General features: G+C 45.9%; 13 protein-coding genes. All 13 read right to left on the minus strand.

All coding sequences use genetic code 11. The features are described 5' to 3' along the window. Positions 1–128 precede the first annotated feature (128 nt). Positions 129–935 (minus strand): CAP domain-containing protein, encoded by an 807-nt coding sequence (locus V6669_RS18695; RefSeq protein ID WP_338587517.1) that lies wholly within the window; start codon positions 933–935, stop codon positions 129–131. 260 nt (positions 936–1,195) lie between these two features. Continuing rightward, the gene (locus V6669_RS18700; RefSeq protein WP_017687788.1) at positions 1,196–1,654 is read right to left on the minus strand and encodes a GNAT family N-acetyltransferase; all 459 of its coding nucleotides are present in this window, start codon (positions 1,652–1,654) and stop codon (positions 1,196–1,198) included. Beyond that, positions 1,644–2,831, minus strand: coding sequence for a formate-dependent phosphoribosylglycinamide formyltransferase (purT, locus tag V6669_RS18705; RefSeq protein WP_062835127.1), 1,188 nt, complete (start codon positions 2,829–2,831; stop codon positions 1,644–1,646). The genes V6669_RS18700 and purT overlap by 11 nt, the downstream gene beginning before the upstream one ends. Positions 2,832–3,083: 252 nt before the next feature. Continuing rightward, on the minus strand, positions 3,084–4,106 hold the full coding sequence (locus V6669_RS18710) for an NAD(P)/FAD-dependent oxidoreductase (protein WP_338587518.1): 1,023 nt from the start codon (positions 4,104–4,106) through the stop codon (positions 3,084–3,086). A 62-nt stretch (positions 4,107–4,168) separates the two neighbouring features. Further along, positions 4,169–5,158 carry an ABC transporter substrate-binding protein gene (locus V6669_RS18715; RefSeq protein ID WP_338587519.1) on the minus strand — a complete coding sequence of 330 codons (990 nt, stop codon included), beginning with the start codon at positions 5,156–5,158 and terminating at the stop codon, positions 4,169–4,171. Between the two features lie 131 nt (positions 5,159–5,289). Further along, complete coding sequence (locus V6669_RS18720; protein WP_338587520.1) at positions 5,290–6,930, minus strand: AraC family transcriptional regulator; 1,641 nt, start codon at positions 6,928–6,930, stop codon at positions 5,290–5,292. 210 nt (positions 6,931–7,140) lie between these two features. Further along, positions 7,141–8,991 carry an ABC transporter ATP-binding protein gene (locus V6669_RS18725; protein ID WP_338587521.1) on the minus strand — a complete coding sequence of 617 codons (1,851 nt, stop codon included), beginning with the start codon at positions 8,989–8,991 and terminating at the stop codon, positions 7,141–7,143. Then, positions 8,988–10,760 carry an ABC transporter ATP-binding protein gene (locus V6669_RS18730; RefSeq protein WP_338587522.1) on the minus strand — a complete coding sequence of 591 codons (1,773 nt, stop codon included), beginning with the start codon at positions 10,758–10,760 and terminating at the stop codon, positions 8,988–8,990. The genes V6669_RS18725 and V6669_RS18730 overlap by 4 nt, the downstream gene beginning before the upstream one ends. 324 nt (positions 10,761–11,084) lie before the next feature. Next, the gene (locus V6669_RS18735; RefSeq protein ID WP_338587523.1) at positions 11,085–14,771 is read right to left on the minus strand and encodes a dynamin family protein; all 3,687 of its coding nucleotides are present in this window, start codon (positions 14,769–14,771) and stop codon (positions 11,085–11,087) included. Between the two features lie 308 nt (positions 14,772–15,079). Continuing rightward, positions 15,080–15,352, minus strand: a complete 273-nt coding sequence (locus V6669_RS18740) for a hypothetical protein (RefSeq protein WP_017687779.1) — start codon at positions 15,350–15,352, stop codon at positions 15,080–15,082. 23 nt (positions 15,353–15,375) lie between these two features. Beyond that, on the minus strand, positions 15,376–16,071 hold the full coding sequence (gene nth / locus V6669_RS18745) for an endonuclease III (protein WP_036607558.1): 696 nt from the start codon (positions 16,069–16,071) through the stop codon (positions 15,376–15,378). Between the two features lie 163 nt (positions 16,072–16,234). Continuing rightward, positions 16,235–18,973 (minus strand): S-layer homology domain-containing protein, encoded by a 2,739-nt coding sequence (locus V6669_RS18750; RefSeq protein ID WP_338587524.1) that lies wholly within the window; start codon positions 18,971–18,973, stop codon positions 16,235–16,237. A 72-nt stretch (positions 18,974–19,045) separates the two neighbouring features. Beyond that, on the minus strand, positions 19,046–19,723 hold the full coding sequence (locus V6669_RS18755; RefSeq protein WP_074095599.1) for a GerMN domain-containing protein: 678 nt from the start codon (positions 19,721–19,723) through the stop codon (positions 19,046–19,048). Positions 19,724–19,747 lie beyond the last annotated feature (24 nt).

A 19,747-nucleotide genomic window follows, 5' to 3' on the forward strand; every position in this document is an offset into this window, starting at 1 on the left:
CTATATTCGCAAAATTCATTTTCCTTATGTCATTTTACGGAAAAAAGGTTATACCATACACAGATTTGAACTGTGTGCTGGCATAACCTTGTGGAAAAGAAATTCATATTTTCTTCATTATAAACCGATTACTTACCGATAAACTCTTGTGCCCAGTATCCGTTGTAGAAACCTACACCGATATGCGTAAAGTTTTTGCTCAAGATATTAGCGCGGTGACCTTCACTATTCATCCAAGCTGTAACAACTTCCTGTGGTGTTTTTTGTCCTTTGGCAATGTTCTCACCTGCATAGCTGTAAGTTACTCCGAATTGTTTCATCATATCAAACGGAGAACCATACGTAGGTGACTGGTGATCAAAATAGTTATTGTTACTCATATCTTTTACTTTAGCAACAGCTACTTTGTCCAGAAGTGCATCTGAAGACAGAGCGTTCAGACCTGCTTTAGCACGCTCAGCGTTCACAAGTTTTACAACTTGAGTAGCAAAGTCGGATTGTGTGCTTTCGCTACCATTATTACTTGTATTGCTACCTGTGTTACCCGTGTTTGAAGGATCTTTAGCCGGTGTAGTTGCCGGTTTTTCTTCTTGAGCTGGTTGTGCTGGCTTAGTCGTTTGATCAGGCTTAGTTGTAGGCTCAGCAGGTTTTGTTGTTGGTTGAGTTGGTTTTGTTGTCGGCTCAGCAGGTTTCGTCGTTTGATCAGGCTGCGTAGCAGGCTTCTCTACAATTTGCCCCTCGGATACGGTGTATCCATTTTGTTTAAGCCATTTCTCAATATAAGCTTTCAAGCTGTCTGTACTTGTAATTTTGTACGTTGTGACAGTCTTATATGTTGAATCTGCAGCAGACGCGGAAGCAGGAAGCATTACCCCTACGGCCAGTACGGCTGTCAGACTACCCGTTACGACAGTTTTCATCCATTTCTTTTTCAAATTCATTCATCTCCTTAAGATTAGTTATTACAACTTTGTAATTAATACTCTAGCAGTATATCAATTCAAAAGGAGATTGTGAACCTATAAAATATGGAAAAGTAACTTTTTTGTCATTTTTTAGCCATGAAAAAAAAGACATTCGAACTAAAAATGCTAGTCGAATGTCGCTTCACCATCTATTTATCATTCACCACACCAGAATGTGCAGATCAGGATATCATGAGAATTTCCATGCAATAGAAGAAACTTTATTTATACTATAGAAGAACTTTACTGAACCGATAGCCTCTCTTCTGAAAACCAATGTGCTCATAAAAAGAGTACGTTGTTGAAGTCACTTCACGGTTTGCACCCGTGACAAACAGTTGTTTACCACCTTGCTGTCTGCCCCAATCTTCGGCACGAGCCATCAGACGACGGCCAATCCCACCACCACGATGTTCTTGACCTACAATCAGGGAAGTAATCTGTGCGGCAGGTTCTGGATAGGCATGACTTTGCACACATTGCAAGCCAATCACACCAATAATTTGTTCATCCACTTCGGCAACAAGCATGCATGCGTTTGGATTGGTTTCCAAACATTCAATACGTTCTTTCATGACATTGGTTGTTGTCGGATAGCTGACCTCTCGCATCAGTCCCGTTACCGCTTCAGCATCTCGCAGCTCACACTCTCGGATCATCAGTACAGGGGCCTCAACATTATTGGACATGATTTACCTCCACTTTCAGCATATTAGCGGCTTGCACCGCTGTTTTACGAGCTTCTTCCACATCTTGGCCAGCACTTAGGGCTACAGCCATTCGGCGTCCTACTTTGGTCTCAGGTTTGCCAAATACACGAATCTGAGTACGAGGAAGAGCCAGTGCTTCTTCTATCCCGCCTACAGTAAAGTCAGATGTTTCATCATTAGCCTTCAGCGTTGCTGAAGCTCCCGGTGTCAACAGATGTACACCTGTGACCGGAAAACCAAGAATTGCACGTACATGCAGCGCAAACTCGGAACTGTCTTGCGTCACCATTGTAACCATTCCTGTGTCATGTGGACGAGGAGATACCTCGCTGAACACAACACCATCTGGAGTCAGGAATAATTCCACTCCAAACAGTCCATAACCGCCAAGTTCATCCGTGACGGATTTGGCAATATGACAAGCCTGCTCCCATTGTTCAGGAGTCATTGCATGAGGTTGCCAGGATTCGACATAATCCCCATCCTTCTGAATGTGGCCGATCGGAGGACAGAATACGGTGCCTGATACAGACCTAACGGTAAGTAATGTAATCTCACTGTCAAATTGCACAAAGCTCTCCACGATAACACGAACGGATTTGCCACGAGCCCCCGAAAGAGCAATGTTCCAGCAATCCTCCACGTCGCCCGGTGTACGGCATACACTCTGCCCTTTGCCGGAAGAACTCATCAATGGTTTAATGACACAAGGTGTGCCAAGCTCACGTACGGCTTCCTGAAGTTGTTCCAGGTTGTCCGCAAAAAGGTAGTCAGCTGTCGGAAGTTTCAGTTGTTCGGCTGCAAGCCGACGGATGCCTTCGCGATCCATCGTTAGACGTGCAGCTCGGGCAGTAGGTACTACACAAAATCCCTCTTCCTCAAGCTCCAGTAAAGCTTCTGTTGCAATAGCTTCAATCTCAGGTACGATGTAATGAGGTTTTTCTTTACGGATCAATTGTTTCAAAGCTTCGGCATCCAGCATGTCGATGCAGTAAGACCGGTGCGCGACCTGCATTGCAGGTGCGTTCTCGTAACGATCAACAGCGATCGTCTCTACTCCCAGTCGTTGGGCCTCAATAACGACCTCTTTTCCCAATTCTCCACTGCCTAGTAGCAGCATTTTTTTGGCTTGAGCCGTAAAAGGAGCACCCCACATGTTCTTTCCAATCCTCCCAAAGAGAAATCTTCTATATCTGTCTCTCTATTTTCGGGGTTTTGGTTAAAGATTGCAAGAGTACTCCCTATTTTTCTTGTGAATTTTACAAGATTTTTTGTGTTTTTTCGATCAAATTTTACAATTACCGCTCACAGATTCGATACTCCTTCCATTCCTCCCAAAATTAAGGAAATGTTAAAAGAGCAGACTTCAATATTCCAACGAATCGAAATACGCAAACAAATCCCAAGTTTAAAGACTTGGGATTTGTCGATTTTTTTCTCTGAAGATTTCATTATGGGAAGAAACATAAGCCATCTGGGGTGCGTCTGGCGTCATATATAGTTTCGCACTATTAACTGCCACGATCGCATCATTGAAAGCTCCTGCAATGAGCCTAACTTTGCTATTGTGCGTCGCACAGTCTCCTGCTGCAAAAACACCCGGCAGACTCGTCTGTGCATGGTGACTCATTAGAACCATTCCATCGTCCATTTCTAAGCCACAACTGGCAAGATCACTTAAATTGCTTTTATATCCATGACTAATGACGACTTCATCCACTTCTAACACCACATTGTCCTGACTTTTCATATGTGTAATCTCAACCTGCTGGATTCGCTTGCCATTATTATGAAGTTGCGTGATGCTGTATGGTGTTCTCACATCCGTTATGTTGTTCATCTCACTTACATTTCGTTCCATCGCGCGGAACTCATTATTCCGGTGGATTACAACTACACTGCGAGCAAGTTGAGCAAGTTCAATTGCCCAGTCTACAGCACTGTTGCCTCCACCCGAAATGAGTACACGCTTCCCAGCGAAATGTTCTGGATTTTGTACGGTGTAATGAAGGTTCTCTTGCTCATATTCAATCGGCTCCTGAAGCTCCAGCTTCTGAATCTCTGCGATACCGCGGCCTACTGCAACAATGATCGTGCGCGTATAGTGTATCTCCCCTTTAGCGGTATACATACTCAATATTCCGTTATCCAGCTGGGAGAAACTTTCTACCTGGCAATTCAATACAACCGTTGGATTAAACGTATTGGCCTGCTGAACAAGCCACTCGATCAACTTCGAACATTTCATAGGCGGTAAACCGCCTACATCCCAAATTGTTTTTTCCGAATAGGTATGCAGAAATCCACCAAGCTGGTCTTTACCTTCAATGATTTTAACTTTCATATCACGCATCCCTGCATAAAAAGCTGCATACATGCCAGCAGGGCCGCCTCCAATGATGGTTACATCATAGATATCTTCTTCATTCATTTTAAACACACCTTGTTTATTTAGTTATGAATTCGAGATACAAGTAACATTCCCAGTTTGCTTTATTTGTTTTTTGCTTCAAAAGCAGCAACAATATCATCAATGACATATTCATCGGCAAGTGGAGACATTCCCAGATTGAACCATTCCTTGCCACCCACCATGTAGACGTGGTCCTGCTTGACTGCTTTCAGATTTTTCCATAACGATGAAGATAACATATCTTCAAATTTCTTTTTAATTTCCGGATTAGTCTCATCATCCAGCTGAACGATCAGATGATCTGCGTCGTATTCAGGCAATACTTCCAAGGATACGGACATGGCAGTTTGATCTTTCGGGAAATTAGGAAGTGGATTCATTCCCAATCGTTTGTGGACAAAGTTTCCTCGGTCAAGGTTCTCCCCATGAAGTACGATTTCTTTTTCCATCACTCTAATGTAGAGAACAGTCTCCTCACCAATCAGCTTATTCAATTTGGCAGCAGCTACCTTCTCCTTATCCACCAAATCCTGAATCACCTTTTCTGCCTGTTCTTCTTTGTCCAAAATTTTGGCCATATCCCGCAGTTCATCGCGCCAATCATCACGCTGTGGCAAAAGTACGGTAGGTGCTATCAGAGCAAGCTGATCATAGTCCTTTTTGGACCACCAGTCAGGAGCGATAATTAAATCCGGAGCTGCCTCCATCAGGGCTTCAAAGTTAGGCGTTCTTCCTATTCCCATTTTCATCGTGTTTGCAAATGGCTCTTGCAAGTAAGAAGGAAAATCCTCATGGTAGTTCTGTACAGCAATGGGTACGATGCCAAGTGAATATAAAAATTCTGGATATACAACGGACAATCCAACTATTTTTTGTGGGTTCACCGGAATTTCAACTTCTCCCATTTCCGTGTTCACTTTTTTCATCTGACTAGCCTCTGTTGTTGAAGAATTGGCGGTACCCGCTTCTTGTCCCTCGCTCGAGGATGCTTCTTTGCCTGCTGCCCCACAAGCCGAAATAACGAGCATCAACATCATTGTGCATATTACGGTTAACCATCTAAATCTCATTCTCTATGTACCCCCTATAGGTCATTAATATATGACAATGTCTAATCAATAATAATTATCATTATCATTTGATATAGGAGTAAGTATATTAAAATATGTTCAGGTATGATATTGACTATTCAGACTTTTTGCTATGGACGATCTTGCCATAACTTTAATATTTCATCCAACATAAGCTCATGGGTAAACGCGGTGTAGTCCAGCAGAACGCTCGACAAGAGGATATCCATTCTGCCCTTCTGTACCGCTAACAACGCAAGCCATTCTTCAGACTTCCGCACAGCAGACCATTTCTGCCTCGATGTCTCATCCTCACCCACAATCAGTAATATTCTTTCCACGTTGAGAACAGATAACTCCTTAATGGTCACTGTGCCCCGTTCCCAATAAGTCTCAGCTCCTTCGGGAGCTTCCATTTGCATATCAACGTAAAAAACGGAAGCAATGCTCCTTGGGCCTAACATCTGCAACGCTTCACCATGAACTTTGAGTACAACCAGTTTGTCTTTTCGTATGAAATCTGCAAGCTGATCCTTAATGATCTTTACCTTCTCTTCATATCTTTGAAGCCATACCTCTGCAATATCCGACCTGTCCAAAAAACTTGCAACATATCTCAAATGTTCTCTCCAATCGCCTTTTCCCCACGGGAGGTCACACACTGGAGCAATGGATTGTAGCTGACTTTGCAGAGACTCAGACTCCGTCCCAATCGTAATAATATAATCAGGTTTAACTAATCGAAGCTGTTCCAGCCAGGTGGTCTCACTCTCTGCGAGTGGCATAACTTTGTCCGTTTCATATTTACGTCTATAATAGTATGTCCACGGATGACTTGCCGGCGCGGCACATGGAATGATCTGCAAAGCAAGCAGTATACCAATGCTCAAAGAATGAAGTGCAGCAATTTTTTGTTTGCTATTACGTATAAACGCTGCTGGTGGAATGCCAGAGATTTGTTTGAATTTACGCCGGAAATACGTCTCATCCTGATAACCCACGTACGATGCCACATCCTTGAGTCGATAACTGTGATCATTTCTCATTAAGATCTGGGCTTGTTTGATTCGATATAGCGTTAAATAGTCCACTGGACTGTAACCATACCTTTTCTTGAATAAACGCATGAAGTGTCGAGGGCTCATTCGTGCCACATTTGCTAATTCCTCAATGGTTAATCTCTTTGAATAATTCTGCTCCATGTAGCCTTTGACATGTTCAATTGGTGAAGCCAGATCCGTCTTTTCGGCACAGGCCACGTCATAAAACATGGTATACAAAAGTTCCTGAAAACGAATCTGACCATAGTACCTTTGCAAACCATCCTTCTTCAACGTGTGGTGGTAAATCATCTGACAGATCACGCCAACAGCAACGGGCGAAGATGAGCTGACCCCGCCATTCACTTCATTACGTAAAAGTTGCTTCATCATATCAAGGGCTGTTCCACCCTCCTGCTCCAGTGCGTACATGACATCAAAACTCATGTGATACACGCCTCGTTCATCCAACGAATGCACATTTGCCTCAACCAGTTGCCCCGGGAAGCCTACATACAGTCCGCCCGCCTTCAATTCGATGAAACTGCCATCGATCTTTAACCACCCTTGTCCACTGGCTACAAATAATAACATGTATGTTTCAATGAAGTGTTTCCTCAGAAGCCACTCCGTCGCAGGGTCACTCGTATAGTTCACGTGAAGGAGCCTAAAATTCATATGATCCAGGTGATCCAAATGCTTTGAATTTATTTCGTTGTTGTCCATCTGCATTGATCTCCCTCCAGCCATGAACGATTGTATTGATTTCATTCTTCAAAAATATAACATACCACACTAATGAATAAAAAAAACACTCCGGCTATCCTCTAACCTGTCTTCAATGAATAAGATACACTTATTATTGAAAGATCAGGCTAAAGAACGCCAGAGTGTTATAAGTTCAGATGTGTTCAGACGCTTCACAGGCGTCCGAAGGTTTCATCACAAAAATCTGTATTGAGCTTCTATTAATCCATTATACACGCCTTGTTTTTGGATAAGTTGCTCATGGTTACCCTCTTCTTTAATTTCACCATGATCCAGGACGATAATGTTATCTGCATTCCGGATGGTTGAGAGACGGTGAGCGACCATAAAGGACGTTCTTCCCTGCAACAGCACCTTCAACGCTTCCTGGATTTTAAGCTCTGTCTCCGTATCAATGCTGGCTGTAGCTTCATCCAGAATCAGTATGCGTGGATCAGCAAGTAGCGCACGGGCAAAGGATAACAATTGTCGCTGTCCCATGGATAATACGTTCCCGCGTTCCTCTACTTCGGTATCATATCCGCCAGGCAGCTTCATGATGAACTCATGTGCATTGACTGCTTTGGCTGCGTCCTCCACCTCTTCATTCGTTGCATCCAGTCGTCCAAATCGGATATTGTCACGAATCGTACCCGAGAAGATGAAGGTATCCTGTAATACAATGCTGATCTGGCTGCGTAAACTCTCTACCGTTACATCCCGCACATCCTGTCCGTCAATGGTGAGACGTCCGCCAGATATATCATAGAAACGACTGATCAGATTGATGATCGTACTTTTACCTGAGCCCGTATGACCAACAAGTGCAATCGATTGTCCCGCAGCAGCCGAGAAGCTGATTCCTTTCAGCGCCTGTCTGCCCTTCTCGTATTCGAACACAACATTTTCGAATGCGATATCTCCTTTAATAGAAGGAAGTGGCTTGGCACCTGGTTTATCCGCAATACTTGGTTTTTCATCCATGAATTCGAAGATACGCTCCGATGATGCCATCGCAACCAGCAACTGATTGTACATCTGTCCCAGACGGTTGATTGGGTCCCAGAAGTTGCCGACATAGTTGGCAAAAGCAACAAGTAATCCCACAGTCAACTGACCATCCTGAATCAGATAGGCACCAAACCAGAAGAGGATTAATGTACCGAATCCGCCGGTAATCTCAATCAGTGGTCCGAAGCCTTGGTTCATCGCTGACGCTTTATCCCATGACTTTTTGCTGGACAGATTCATGTTGTCAAAATACTTCATGTTCTCTTTTTCCTGTGTATAAGCCTGAGTCACGCGAATCCCCTGAATGGATTCATTCAAGTGAGAGTTAATCCGGGAGTTCTTCATGCGTACATCCTGCCAGGCACGACGGATCAGCACCCGCAGCTTGGTTGAGATGATAAACATGATTGGCACCGTAATAATTACGGCAAGACCCAGTTTCCAGTTAATCAACAGCAAGATTACAATGATCCCGAGCAGTTGCACACAGTCGATCATGACGTTAACTGCACCATTGGTGAATAGATCCTGAAGGGAGTTAATATCATTCGTCACACGCACCAGTACGGAACCCGCCGGTCTTTTGTCAAAAAAGTTAAAGGACAGCTTCTGGATATGCTTGAACAGATCCGAGCGAAGATCATAAATAACACGCTGTCCGATAATGTTTGTCAGTTTGATCCGATAAGTATTAGCAGCCCATTGAACAAGGTACAACAACAATATGGAGCCTGCGATAATATAAAGCATAGTCATGCTTGGTAACCCTGTTGCCGGTGCGATGGCCCGGTCAATCGCCAGACTGATGAGAAAAGGTACGGACAATTTCGTAATGGTACCCAAAATCATCATTAGAATAACAAGTGGTAACAGTTGTTTCGCATAAGGTTTCATGTATGCAAATAAACGTCCGAACTCTTTCCAGTTAAACGGTTTTTCAATAATTTCATCATCCTGATACACAAATCGTTCATTCAGTTTCTTCTCAGAGGCCCCTTTGGCCTCGCGCCTGTCTGCTATCGTTTCGGCACTCATGAATTCACCTGCTCCCCAGCCTCCCGCTTACCGCGGGCAATATAATCTGCATATTGAATTTTATAAACATCCTGGTATGGTCCAGGCACTTCAATGAGTTCGGTATGTTTGCCCCGTTGTACCACGCGGCCTTCATCGAGCACCAGAATCTCATCTGCATGTCGTAGTGAAGAAATACGGTGTGCAATAATAAATGTCGTTCTGCCGCGCATAACTTCCTGGAAACCGGATTGAATCTCATGTTCTGTCTCCATATCCACAGCGCTGGTTGCATCATCAAGTACCAGAATTTTCGGATTTTTCAGCAAAGCCCTTGCGATCGCAATCCGCTGTTTCTGTCCACCCGATAATCCCATGCCGCGTTCACCTACTACCGTGTCATATCCGTCCGGGAACTCCATAATAAATTCATGAGCCTTGGCCAGCTTCGCTGCACGGATAATCTCATCCATGGTGACATTCTTAAGTCCGTAGGAAATATTATTGCGAATACTGGATGAGAACAGGAATGTTTCCTGGAAAACAGAAGCGATCTGACTCCGCAGACTGCGAATGCCTATATCTTTGATGTTTTTGCCATCCAGCTTGATCGTACCCGAGTTGACGTTATATGCACGCATCAGAAGCTGAATGATGGTTGATTTACCAGACCCTGTCCCCCCGAGGAAACCGATTACAGAACCGGGTGCAGCATCAAAATTAATATCGGTTACCGCTGGCATTTTGTTGCCGTAGGCAAAGGTAACGGATTCAAATGTCACATGGCCGTTCACCTGGTCTGCCTCCACAATGACCGGATCTTGCGTTTCTTCCACGTCCACTGGCGTATTGAGCAGTTCGAGCACCCGTTCACCTGAAGCTTTGGATTGCGTATAGTTGTTGATATGGAACCCAAGGTTCCACATTGGACCGATTATGTACCAGATCAAACTGAAAAAGGCAACGAGTTCACCGAGTGTCAGCGTCTTCTGTATAACCATTCTTCCACCAATCACCAGCAACAGCACGATACTCACCGAAGCAAGAATCTCCATGATCGGAAAATAACGACTCCACAATGTTGCAGCATGAATCTGATTTGTCTTGTAACGCTCATTACGTGTAGAGAATTTCTCCACTTCATAAGGCTCACGCGCAAAGGATTTTACCGTACGTACGCCAGTGATATTCTCCTGTACCGCTGTTGTCAGTGAACTGAGCGCCAGCCGCATCTCCTGAAACGCAGGGTGAATTTTGGATTCGAATCTCAGCGCAACGAAGGCAAGTAATGGGATGCATATGAGTGTGAACAGTGTAAGCTGCCAACTCATGGTCATCATCATGATTGCGCCGAATACGACCATCAAAACCATGTTGAGAATCTGGGCGAAACCAAATCCGATAAAGTTACGGATGGCTTCCAAATCTCCCGTGAGGCGGGACATCAGATCACCTGTCTTGGCCGTATCATAATAACGGAAGGATAAAAATTGAAGCTTTTCATAACATGCGTTACGAAGTCTGTACGCCAGGAAGTTACCCAAGCGTCCTCCAAAAAAGCCATGTAAAAATTGCATTCCCGCTTTCAAAATAACTACACCTAACACAGTCAAGGCAATTATGGGAACGTCTTCAAAAGTTCGCGGAACAATAACATCATCAATCAGTATCCTCAGCATGTACGGATACACCAACCCAAGTGCGGTCGCTAAGGCGAGGAACAAGATTGATACAAATAAATACGTTCGCTTTTCCCAAAAAAAGTTTTGCAGTTGCCTAAGAACATCCATGTTTCTCCTCCTCTTATGTCGTTCAAAAATACTATGAACATTTATGAAGTTTATCACCGTACCCCATTCGCGGCAAAGCGAATAACAGACCATATTCTGCCTGCTTTCAGCTTATTGACGCATTAACGAAGGTAAATACCCACCTTTCAATCAAATGTTTGAATATTCTCTTTATTTCAGGTTGTTCGCACCAAAAAAAGGCTCCCTATATGCCTTTTCGGCAGGGGCCTTTTTGGGTTGATTTTCGCAACATTTTCAATGTGTTGCTGTATCATTCATTTTGTTTTACAAAGACTTCCAGAGAATACGCGTTATGCCGCAATTTTAACTACGTTCAATCTGTTCCAGTTGGTTAGACAAGTTGGTCCATTGCTCCGCCGGAATTCCGCTCTCCAGTGTATCTTGAATTCCACTTACCGCCTCGTCCAGACGTTCTTCCAACTGACGGGATTGGTGTTGCAATGATTGACAGAGCTGGTTGTCATAAAACTGAATCAGTTTGTCTTGCGCAGCAGGAAGAACTTCAATGATCATCTGTTTGAGGACAGGATCAAGTGCCTCTTGTAACCGCTGACGTCCATCCCCTTCGAAGAACTGTTTTGGATTGCGGAAATAATTCAAATAGCTTTTCCATCCAGACGGTTCTTCCAGACGAACTTCTTCAAGCACAGGTGTACTCCAGCGTTCGTTCAGTGGCAGTGACACATCCACGCCTCCAGATAACTGTCTCACCTCGTCTATACAATCCGTAACTTGCTTCATCAGCCAGGTCTGACCTGCCTGTTCAAGTCTGAGGGTGGTAGCAAGCAGTTCCTGCTCCAGTTCAATGGCAATCATACGTAACAGTTCACGTCCACAGGCTGCAAAAGCCGTCTTCAGATTGCCCCGATCCTCCCGAAGTACGGAAGGATGGAATGCTTCTGCCATGAATAGGCCCAGACGATAGGCAAGTCGCTGCCGCACATGGAACAGTAATTCTACTGTTTCCTGTGACAATTCTTCCTTCATGGATCTTGCTGCAAGTTGCTGTATGCGCTGGCGTGACTGTCCCTGTATAGTCTCCAGTTCATCCCGTCGTTGCTGCAATACTTCTTCGCCCTGAGCCGCATCCTCTGCACGCTTCTTCAGCCGCTGAATGACACGTGCCATCTCTTCGGAAGCGCCACCTACGGCAAGATCGGCTAATTCTCTGCCTGCAAATTGATTGAACTCTTCCTCAAAACGGATAAAACCGGATTGCTCCAGCAGCTTCGAATCACCTGCCATCTTGCCTTCCATCGCCAGTATGCTGGATACCGGGAAGAGTCGTGGTGCCCGAATTCCATTACTGCGCAGTTGGGTACTCACATGATCGAGAACCTGCTCCAGTTCTTCCTCAGAGGAAGACAAGTCACTGGCATTCACAACAAAGAACATCTGATCCATGGCAGAACTATCCTTAACACGTCCCAACTGATTCAGGAACTGGCGATCTCCTTGGGAGAAAGCATGGTTGTAATACGTTACAAAAATGAGTGCATCTGCATTCTTCATATAATTGAAGGTTACACCCGTATGACGAGCATTCACGGAGTCTGCTCCTGGTGTGTCCACCAATACAATGCCTTGTTCAGTCACATCGCAACTGTAGTACAGATCAATACTGTCTACAAAACAGGACTTTTTCTCGTTTGCAACAAAGTTACGATACCCGTCCAGATCCACCAGCACATCCTGACCTAACTGGTCCGCTGTTTCTTCCCAACCGGCTGCCGCAGCCTGCAAAAAGCTGTAATGCGGGCGCCCCGCCGGATGTACATCCTGTGGTGAGAGGGAACGTACTCGCTTCTGCCACTCCGCTCCAGGCTCACCCAGTCCGAGCAGACGGAAGGAATAGCCGAGGTCTTCCTGGAAGGCGTCCCGGGTCTTCATGCGGACCCGGGCTGTTCCATGCTCCGCGCCCCCGGCAGGAGCCATGATCCGGTTAATCGCCGCAGTTGTTGGATGCGGTGAGACGGGCAGTACGGCTTCGCCCAGCAACGCATTGGCGAAGGAGGATTTGCCGGCGCTGAATGCTCCGAACAGCGCCAATGTGAACGTGCCGCCCGCAAGCGAAGCCGCGCGTGCACGCAGATCCCGTACCGCCGACCCCATGGCGGGGTACGGCTCCACCAGCGCAGCAGCGGCTTCAAGCCGTGCCGCTGCTGCGTCCAGGCGTCGGCGGCGTTCAGCGCCTGCCGCCGACGATGGCCCAGGCACCGCCGCTGCTACTGCGCGCTGCGCTGGCGGTGCCTCTTGCGTCTGTGGCTGCGCAGCCACAGACGTTGACGTGCCCGCATGCGAACCGGGAGCTTCGCCCGGTTCAGGCACCGCGGGCACGTGCGGGCCCTTCACCTCCGGCAATAGCCCGGAGGGGAGGGGGCCCGCATGGGGCAGCAGGCTGCGCAGCCCTGCTGCCTCGACGGCGGCGCTGCGCTGGAGCGCCGTGTAGCGCGCCGCCGCCGCGGATTGCGCCAGCAGCGCTGCGCGGCTGGCGTCCAGCGCCTGGAGCGTGGCTTCGCCTCGCGCTGCCAGCGCTTCCAGCATGCGGTCGGCCAGCATCATGGCCGACCTGCGATAGCGGGCCTCAATTTCGCCCCGCACATCTTTACTGAACTGAATCACATACTCTGGAGATACCTCTGCACTCGCACTACGTTTCATCTCCAATAGTGCTTCATCTACAGCAGGCAGCTCCGTATTAAGCGCTTGCTCCCACTCCGCTCCCCATAGCTGATGGGATTCACCCAGCTGCCTCAGCATCGTACGAATATGTACTTCCACTTGTCCGGAAGCCTGATCCTGTAATAACCGCACCAGTTCAGAAGCACGGCGTTGTTTCTCCTGCTCGGTTTTGCCACCTGAGAATAATAAACCTACCCTGAAGCCCGGTTTGCGGCTCTCCAAATAGGCAGCAGCAGACGCACGAATATCCGCAGGAGTAAGATTGGCATTCGCCAGAAGAGGTTCAAGCTCTGCCCGGAATTTCTCGCGCACTCGCGAAGGCCCGTTACGAATGTCTGCTGCTTGTTGATCAAGAAGCTCCAGCTCTCGTTCCAAGCGTTCAATTCCTTCCTTGCCACCAATCTCATCCAGCAGAGAATTTTCTTCGTCTTCACGTTTCTCCGCTTCTCGTGTCAGATGTTGCTCCGTTACATGACTGGCCGAACTTGCCAAACTGTGCGTAATTAACGCTTCCTTCTCTTGCATCATATGTCCAATGAGTTCCGGAAGCACATCCCACTGGTTGTAGCGATGCTGCTTGTCGCGAAGGGAAGTAAACAACAGTCCGTCATATCTGACTTCCCAGGCTGCAAATATAGCTTCGACACCTTCGGTATATTGGTCAAAAGAAAGCTCACGTTCACGATGCTTGTCGATCTGGTTCACGATCAAAAACAATGGTTTGCCCCAATCCGACAGACTCTTGGCAAATGAAAGGTTCGTCTCGGACTGAACATGATTATAGTCCATGACATAGAAGACCACATCCGCCAGATGGAGCGCGGAATGGGTCGCGAGACTATGTCCGCGATCTGTTGAATCCACACCTGGTGTATCCAGCAGGACAGCATCATCTTTCAGCAGCGGAATATCATCCCATACCTCAATTGAGCTGTAAGCTCCACCATTTTTGCAATACGCCTCCAATTCCTCTGGAGAAACTTCAAGTGTTCCTGCTCCATTGTCAGCGCTTACGTTTGGAGTAGTATAAATAAGCGCTCTTGGCTTACCATTACGTATGGATACCACATTTGCACTTGTTGGAACGGGACTTGAAGGCAGCACCCGCTTACCGCATAAACTGTTGATGAGACTCGATTTGCCTGCAGAGAAATGACCACAGAACGCAATCGTCAGATGTTTCATTTCCGCCTTGCTGATTAAATCCGTTATAGCCTGTACAGCCGTATGGTCCCCTGTCTGCTCCATCGCTTCACGCAGCGGAAGCAGAGGTTTGGCCATTTCTTTTGGGTAATCTGTTCTGGACATGACTGGCCTTCCCCCTGGCTCCTCTAATTTGACATCCGTTTCCACGTCTATCTCTTTTACAACATTTATTTTAACATTATCAAGTTTGAATTTGAACGGTTGGAATTGAATATACATAAATGAACGTATAAGTTCTATAATCTAAAAAAAATAAAACCGAACAAGTCGGTTTTATCTGTAATACGTTTTATACTCGGTATTTAGCAAATGCTTACGCCAAGTGTCTGTTGCATGAATGCGATGCGATCACCTTAACCACAACGATCCTCATGACATTAATACAACAGAACCAATAGTGTAATCACTTCTTATGAAACTGCGTTCTCCATGGAAGGCAGCAAGATTTCAAATACTTGTCCATGTTGCAGAATTGTAATGTCTCTGCCTTTGTCTCTCATAACAACAACTTCGGGTTTAACGGACATACGCTCCAGATAATGTTCAGGCACGTCGCCAGAGTGGCTTACTGTGATGCCTTCTACTTCTTTTTCTTCATTTTCAGCCATTTCCTGTTCAACGATTTGTTCAAAAATATCGGAGAAGGCCTCAAAATTGTCAGTATACACGGAAATGCATTTCATGATTATTCATCCTTTTCTGCTCATTAATTTATTTTTCGTTTTCGGGTGGTGACACGTTCCTTATCTTTCCTGATTTGGGACGTTTTCATACGTTTTTTCCCTTCCCTGCATATGTCCAGCAATGGACAGATATGACAAGCAGGGTTCTGTGCCTTGCAATGGTAGCGTCCAAAAAATATAAACCGGTGGTGAGTTAAAGTCCACTCGTCCCGGGGTACGCGCTTCATTAGTTTCTTTTCGACTTCAAGTACGGAGTCATCCCAACCTGCAAGCGCCAGCCGCTTGGATACACGTTCCACATGAGTATCTACCGCAATTGCCGGTACTCCAAACGCATTGGATACAACTACATTCGCGGTTTTCCGCCCGACACCTGGTAGCGTCACAAGCTGATCATGTTCCTGCGGTACATCGCCGCCATACTGCTCTATTAAAATTCGGCACATGTTCTGAATATGCTTGGCCTTGTTCCGGTACAAACCGATTCGCCGAATATCCTGTTCCAACTCTTCGAGAGGGACCGCCAGATAATCTGCTGGGCTTCTGTACTTCTGGAACAGATCTGCGGTTACCTTGTTCACCGTTTCATCGGTGCACTGGGCAGACAAAAGGACAGCTACCGTCAATTCAAATGCATTGCTGTGATTTAATTCGCAATGTGCATCAGGAAACATTGCTTCCATAGTTTCGAGTATATGTCTAACCGTCGCTGCATTCATGAAGAGCTACCTCCCACAAAATGACTCCACGCTGCGGAGCCTTACTTCGAAGCTTCATCCGAGTACTTTGCGGGGACCTCAAAAAGCTTGCAAAAAAAACGTCTTGATGCGGGAAAGATCCCGTATCAAGACGGTCATTCTTTTGATCCTCGAAAAGAAACGATTACTGTTTTTGAATCTCCAGAATAACATTGTTCAGGAGATACAATACAATATTATCATTATCTCTGAGAGATTGCACGCTTAAAGTATTGTCACCCTGGTGAACAAATACACTTGATCCGAGTGCAAAACGATAGTTCGTGTCTGCTGTCGTTTCCCGTTTAACCAAAATCTGGTTACCAACGCCATCATAAGACCAGAATTGTTTGCTCATGACAGTTAATACTCTGAAGCGTGTGGAATTATCCGTATCTTTTGTCATTTCCACACGATCTCCTACCGTAAGACTAGTCAATGAAGTTAATGTGGAGCCAGATTTTACGACTTTAACAGAACCGCTAACAGGCACGGTTTCAGTCTGGCCGTTAAACTGTTTGAGCGTTACAGATGAAGCATCCACTGCTGTAACTTCAGCCAGCGTACGCTTCACAACTTGAACCGCTTTTGGCGTAGCTCCTTCAAACGTTACATTAATCAGGTTACCTGCTGTCAGTTGTGAAGGCGTGATCGTCTGACCACTCTCTCCTGTCAGTACCGCTTGATCCACGTAGAACTGACTTGTCAACAGATCGGATTTTACTCGAATACGACTATTTGCTTCCAAGGCAACCACTTCGAATTGAGCCACAGTGTTCAGTGCAACCTTCTGCACAACATCCTGATTTGCTCCAAGCGTTACGGTAACTTTGTCACCAATCTTCAAATCTCCCAGACTTGCGCCGGATTTGTTATAAATCTCAACTGTAGGAACCGTAGAATAAGGCACTGTAATTGTCTGATTACCAGACAACAAGCTGATTTTCTTGCCAGAAGTATCAATGTTGCTGATCGTACCTTCATACTTGTAAATCACTTTAACGGACAATGCACGTGTTCCCACATAGGTCAGATCCAATTTGCGACCATCATTTAAGAGTGACTCCAGACCAGCCAGTGTAGGTTTGGTTGTATTATAATCCAGCTTGGTTTTCTCATCCAATGTAAATACAAACGGTTTTTTGTTGTTATCTAACACGGTAAGTAACTTTGTTTTACTGTTGTAAGACACAACCGTTACCCCGTTCATAGGTTCCATTTGACGTCCAATCACCTGAATACGCGTTACCTGGTCGTCAGAGTTCAATGTCAACTCCACCTGATCTCCGTTCGTTGCATCCGTGATGAGATCATTCAGCGTTGCATCCTGAATGCCATTGATAATGACTTCCGGCTTTTCAGTCAGCAATTTCGCCTCAAGGGAACCCCCTTCACGTTTGAACGTTAACGTGGACTGGTTACCACCAATCTCAACCAGTGTTCCGCGCACAGATTGCTCCACACCTTGAGACAACTCGATCGTTTGCACGATGCTGTCTTTCACGGTATATTTCACGGCACTGCCTGCTTTAAGCTCTGCCAGAGAGAGAATGCGGTCCTGGTAACGAATAATCAGATTGTCATTATACGTATATTGCTCTGTATTGCCCGCTGCGTTAACAAGCTTAATTGTTTTGCCAGAAGTGGATACTTCAGCGATTACGCCATTGTCACTCTTGTTAACAATGCCTGATTTCACACGAATAGCGACTGTTTTTTTGTCAGCTGAGAACGTCTCACGCTGAACTTCGATGATACTATCTGCCGTAATATCGGACAGTTTGATTGCATTACCATTCTGATCGATGAATGCAGTTGCCTCATCATAACTGTACGTTTCGTAATTCTCGCCCACAAAGATACCAATTTTATTACCAGACAATGAACGCGCAAACGTACCTTCAACGCTCTCCACCTGCGGTGTAGCATCAACAACTTCCACATAGGAAGCCCCACCTGCCGAACCTACAACCATAACTTTCGTATATAGTTTCACATCTGTGGCGGAAGCACGAGTTTCACTGTCTTTCGTAAAGTAAGGCGTACTGCTGTTCACTGCGAAGTTAACGGCTTTGCCGTCCACAACCAGCGTGATCTGCCCATCTTTCAATCCTGTCACATAACCCGTGGATGTGTTCGGGTACTTTGTATCCGTTAACGATTCACCACGACTGAAGAAGGTAGCCAGTTGAGCACGGGTTACGGAACCGGTTGGATTGAATTTGTTGCCTTCCACACCTTTGGCCAGATCCAGGCTAACAGCCAGATTGACATAACCTTTACCACTTTCGGAAATACTTGCATTATCAGCAAATCCGGTAGATTGATTATTTTGTGCCTTTGCTTCAGCATCCTTGTCCAATGAACGGATTAACAATTTCGTAATCCATTCCCGTGAAGCCGGCTTTTGACCCCAGGAGATCTTGGATACATCCACTGTTGATTCTTCCGTTTTGTCAATCAGTCCCAGTTGAAGTGCCAGCGCGACATATGGCTTGAAATAATTTCCCACTTCCATGTTTGTCGGTAATGCCGCAGCCGTGTCGGTATTCAACTGGCCCTCTTGATTCATAAAACGGATTGCCATCGTTACAGCTTCTTGCTGTGTTACCGCGTCTCCTGGACGGAACAGGCCGTTGTTACCGAGAAGAATGCCTTGATATGCCAGTTTGTACACATGTTTTTCAGCCCAGTATCCGACCTTGATGTCACTGAACAAACCAGTTGGTGCAGCCGTATTTGTTATTGCAGCAGTCTGACCCTGCCCCGTTTCTGTTGATTCTGCTGCCATGGCAGCTCCGCCGGCGCTAAGGGCCATCATGCCTGCAAGCACGGCTGATACTACTTTTTTAGAGTGTGATGGATTGTTATATTTAAAAGTCACCTATGATTCCCCTCTCTCATGTAAAACGACCCATATTCCGTGGATTCACGGTACAACAGCATGCTGTACAGCCTATTCGGATCTTGTCATTGGATGTTCAAGATCCACATGGCCCATCAGACTCTCCGTCTGCTGACCATCCACCAGTAAATCAAGTGATTTTACTTCATCAAACTGGAAGAACGTTTGTTTTAGAGCATCCAGCGCATAAGATTCTCCACCTGCTCCAAGACGCGCCGTATCTGGCATATGAATATCCAGCGTAAGAGCTCCATCCTTGAACTGAACAGACTTCAATTCAATTTCTTTAGACCACAGCGGAACAAGCTTAGCGTCTTTGCTCTGTTGCAGTGATTCAAAGGCAGCTTTATATTTGGCATCATCCGATGCGTATGAAATCTCTGCCGAAGCTTTGTGCAACTCCAGTTCTTCTTCATCCGTATAGAATACAGTGATCGTTTTCTTTTCATTACTTTCGGAAGTTGCCGGCTTCTCCGTAGACGTTTCGCTTGGCGGAGTAGTTGTAGTCGCTTCCTCCGAACTGCCTTCCGTCGATTCTGTAGGCGTTGTATTCTCTTCAGGCTCAGCTGTTACCGGTTCGGTAATTGTTTCACCTTCAACCTCGGTTACATTGTTTTCAGTTCCTGCGCCTTGCGTCTGATTCGGAGCAGCTGTTGGCTTACTTCCACATCCAGCAGCAACTGCCATAACCGTTACCAGCAAGGCTGCAATCCATATTTTCTTGTTCATTCTAACTCCGCCTCCTCAACATAA

It is taken from the genome of Paenibacillus sp. Y5S-9, from assembly GCF_036894235.1.
GTDB lineage: Bacteria > Bacillota > Bacilli > Paenibacillales > Paenibacillaceae > Paenibacillus.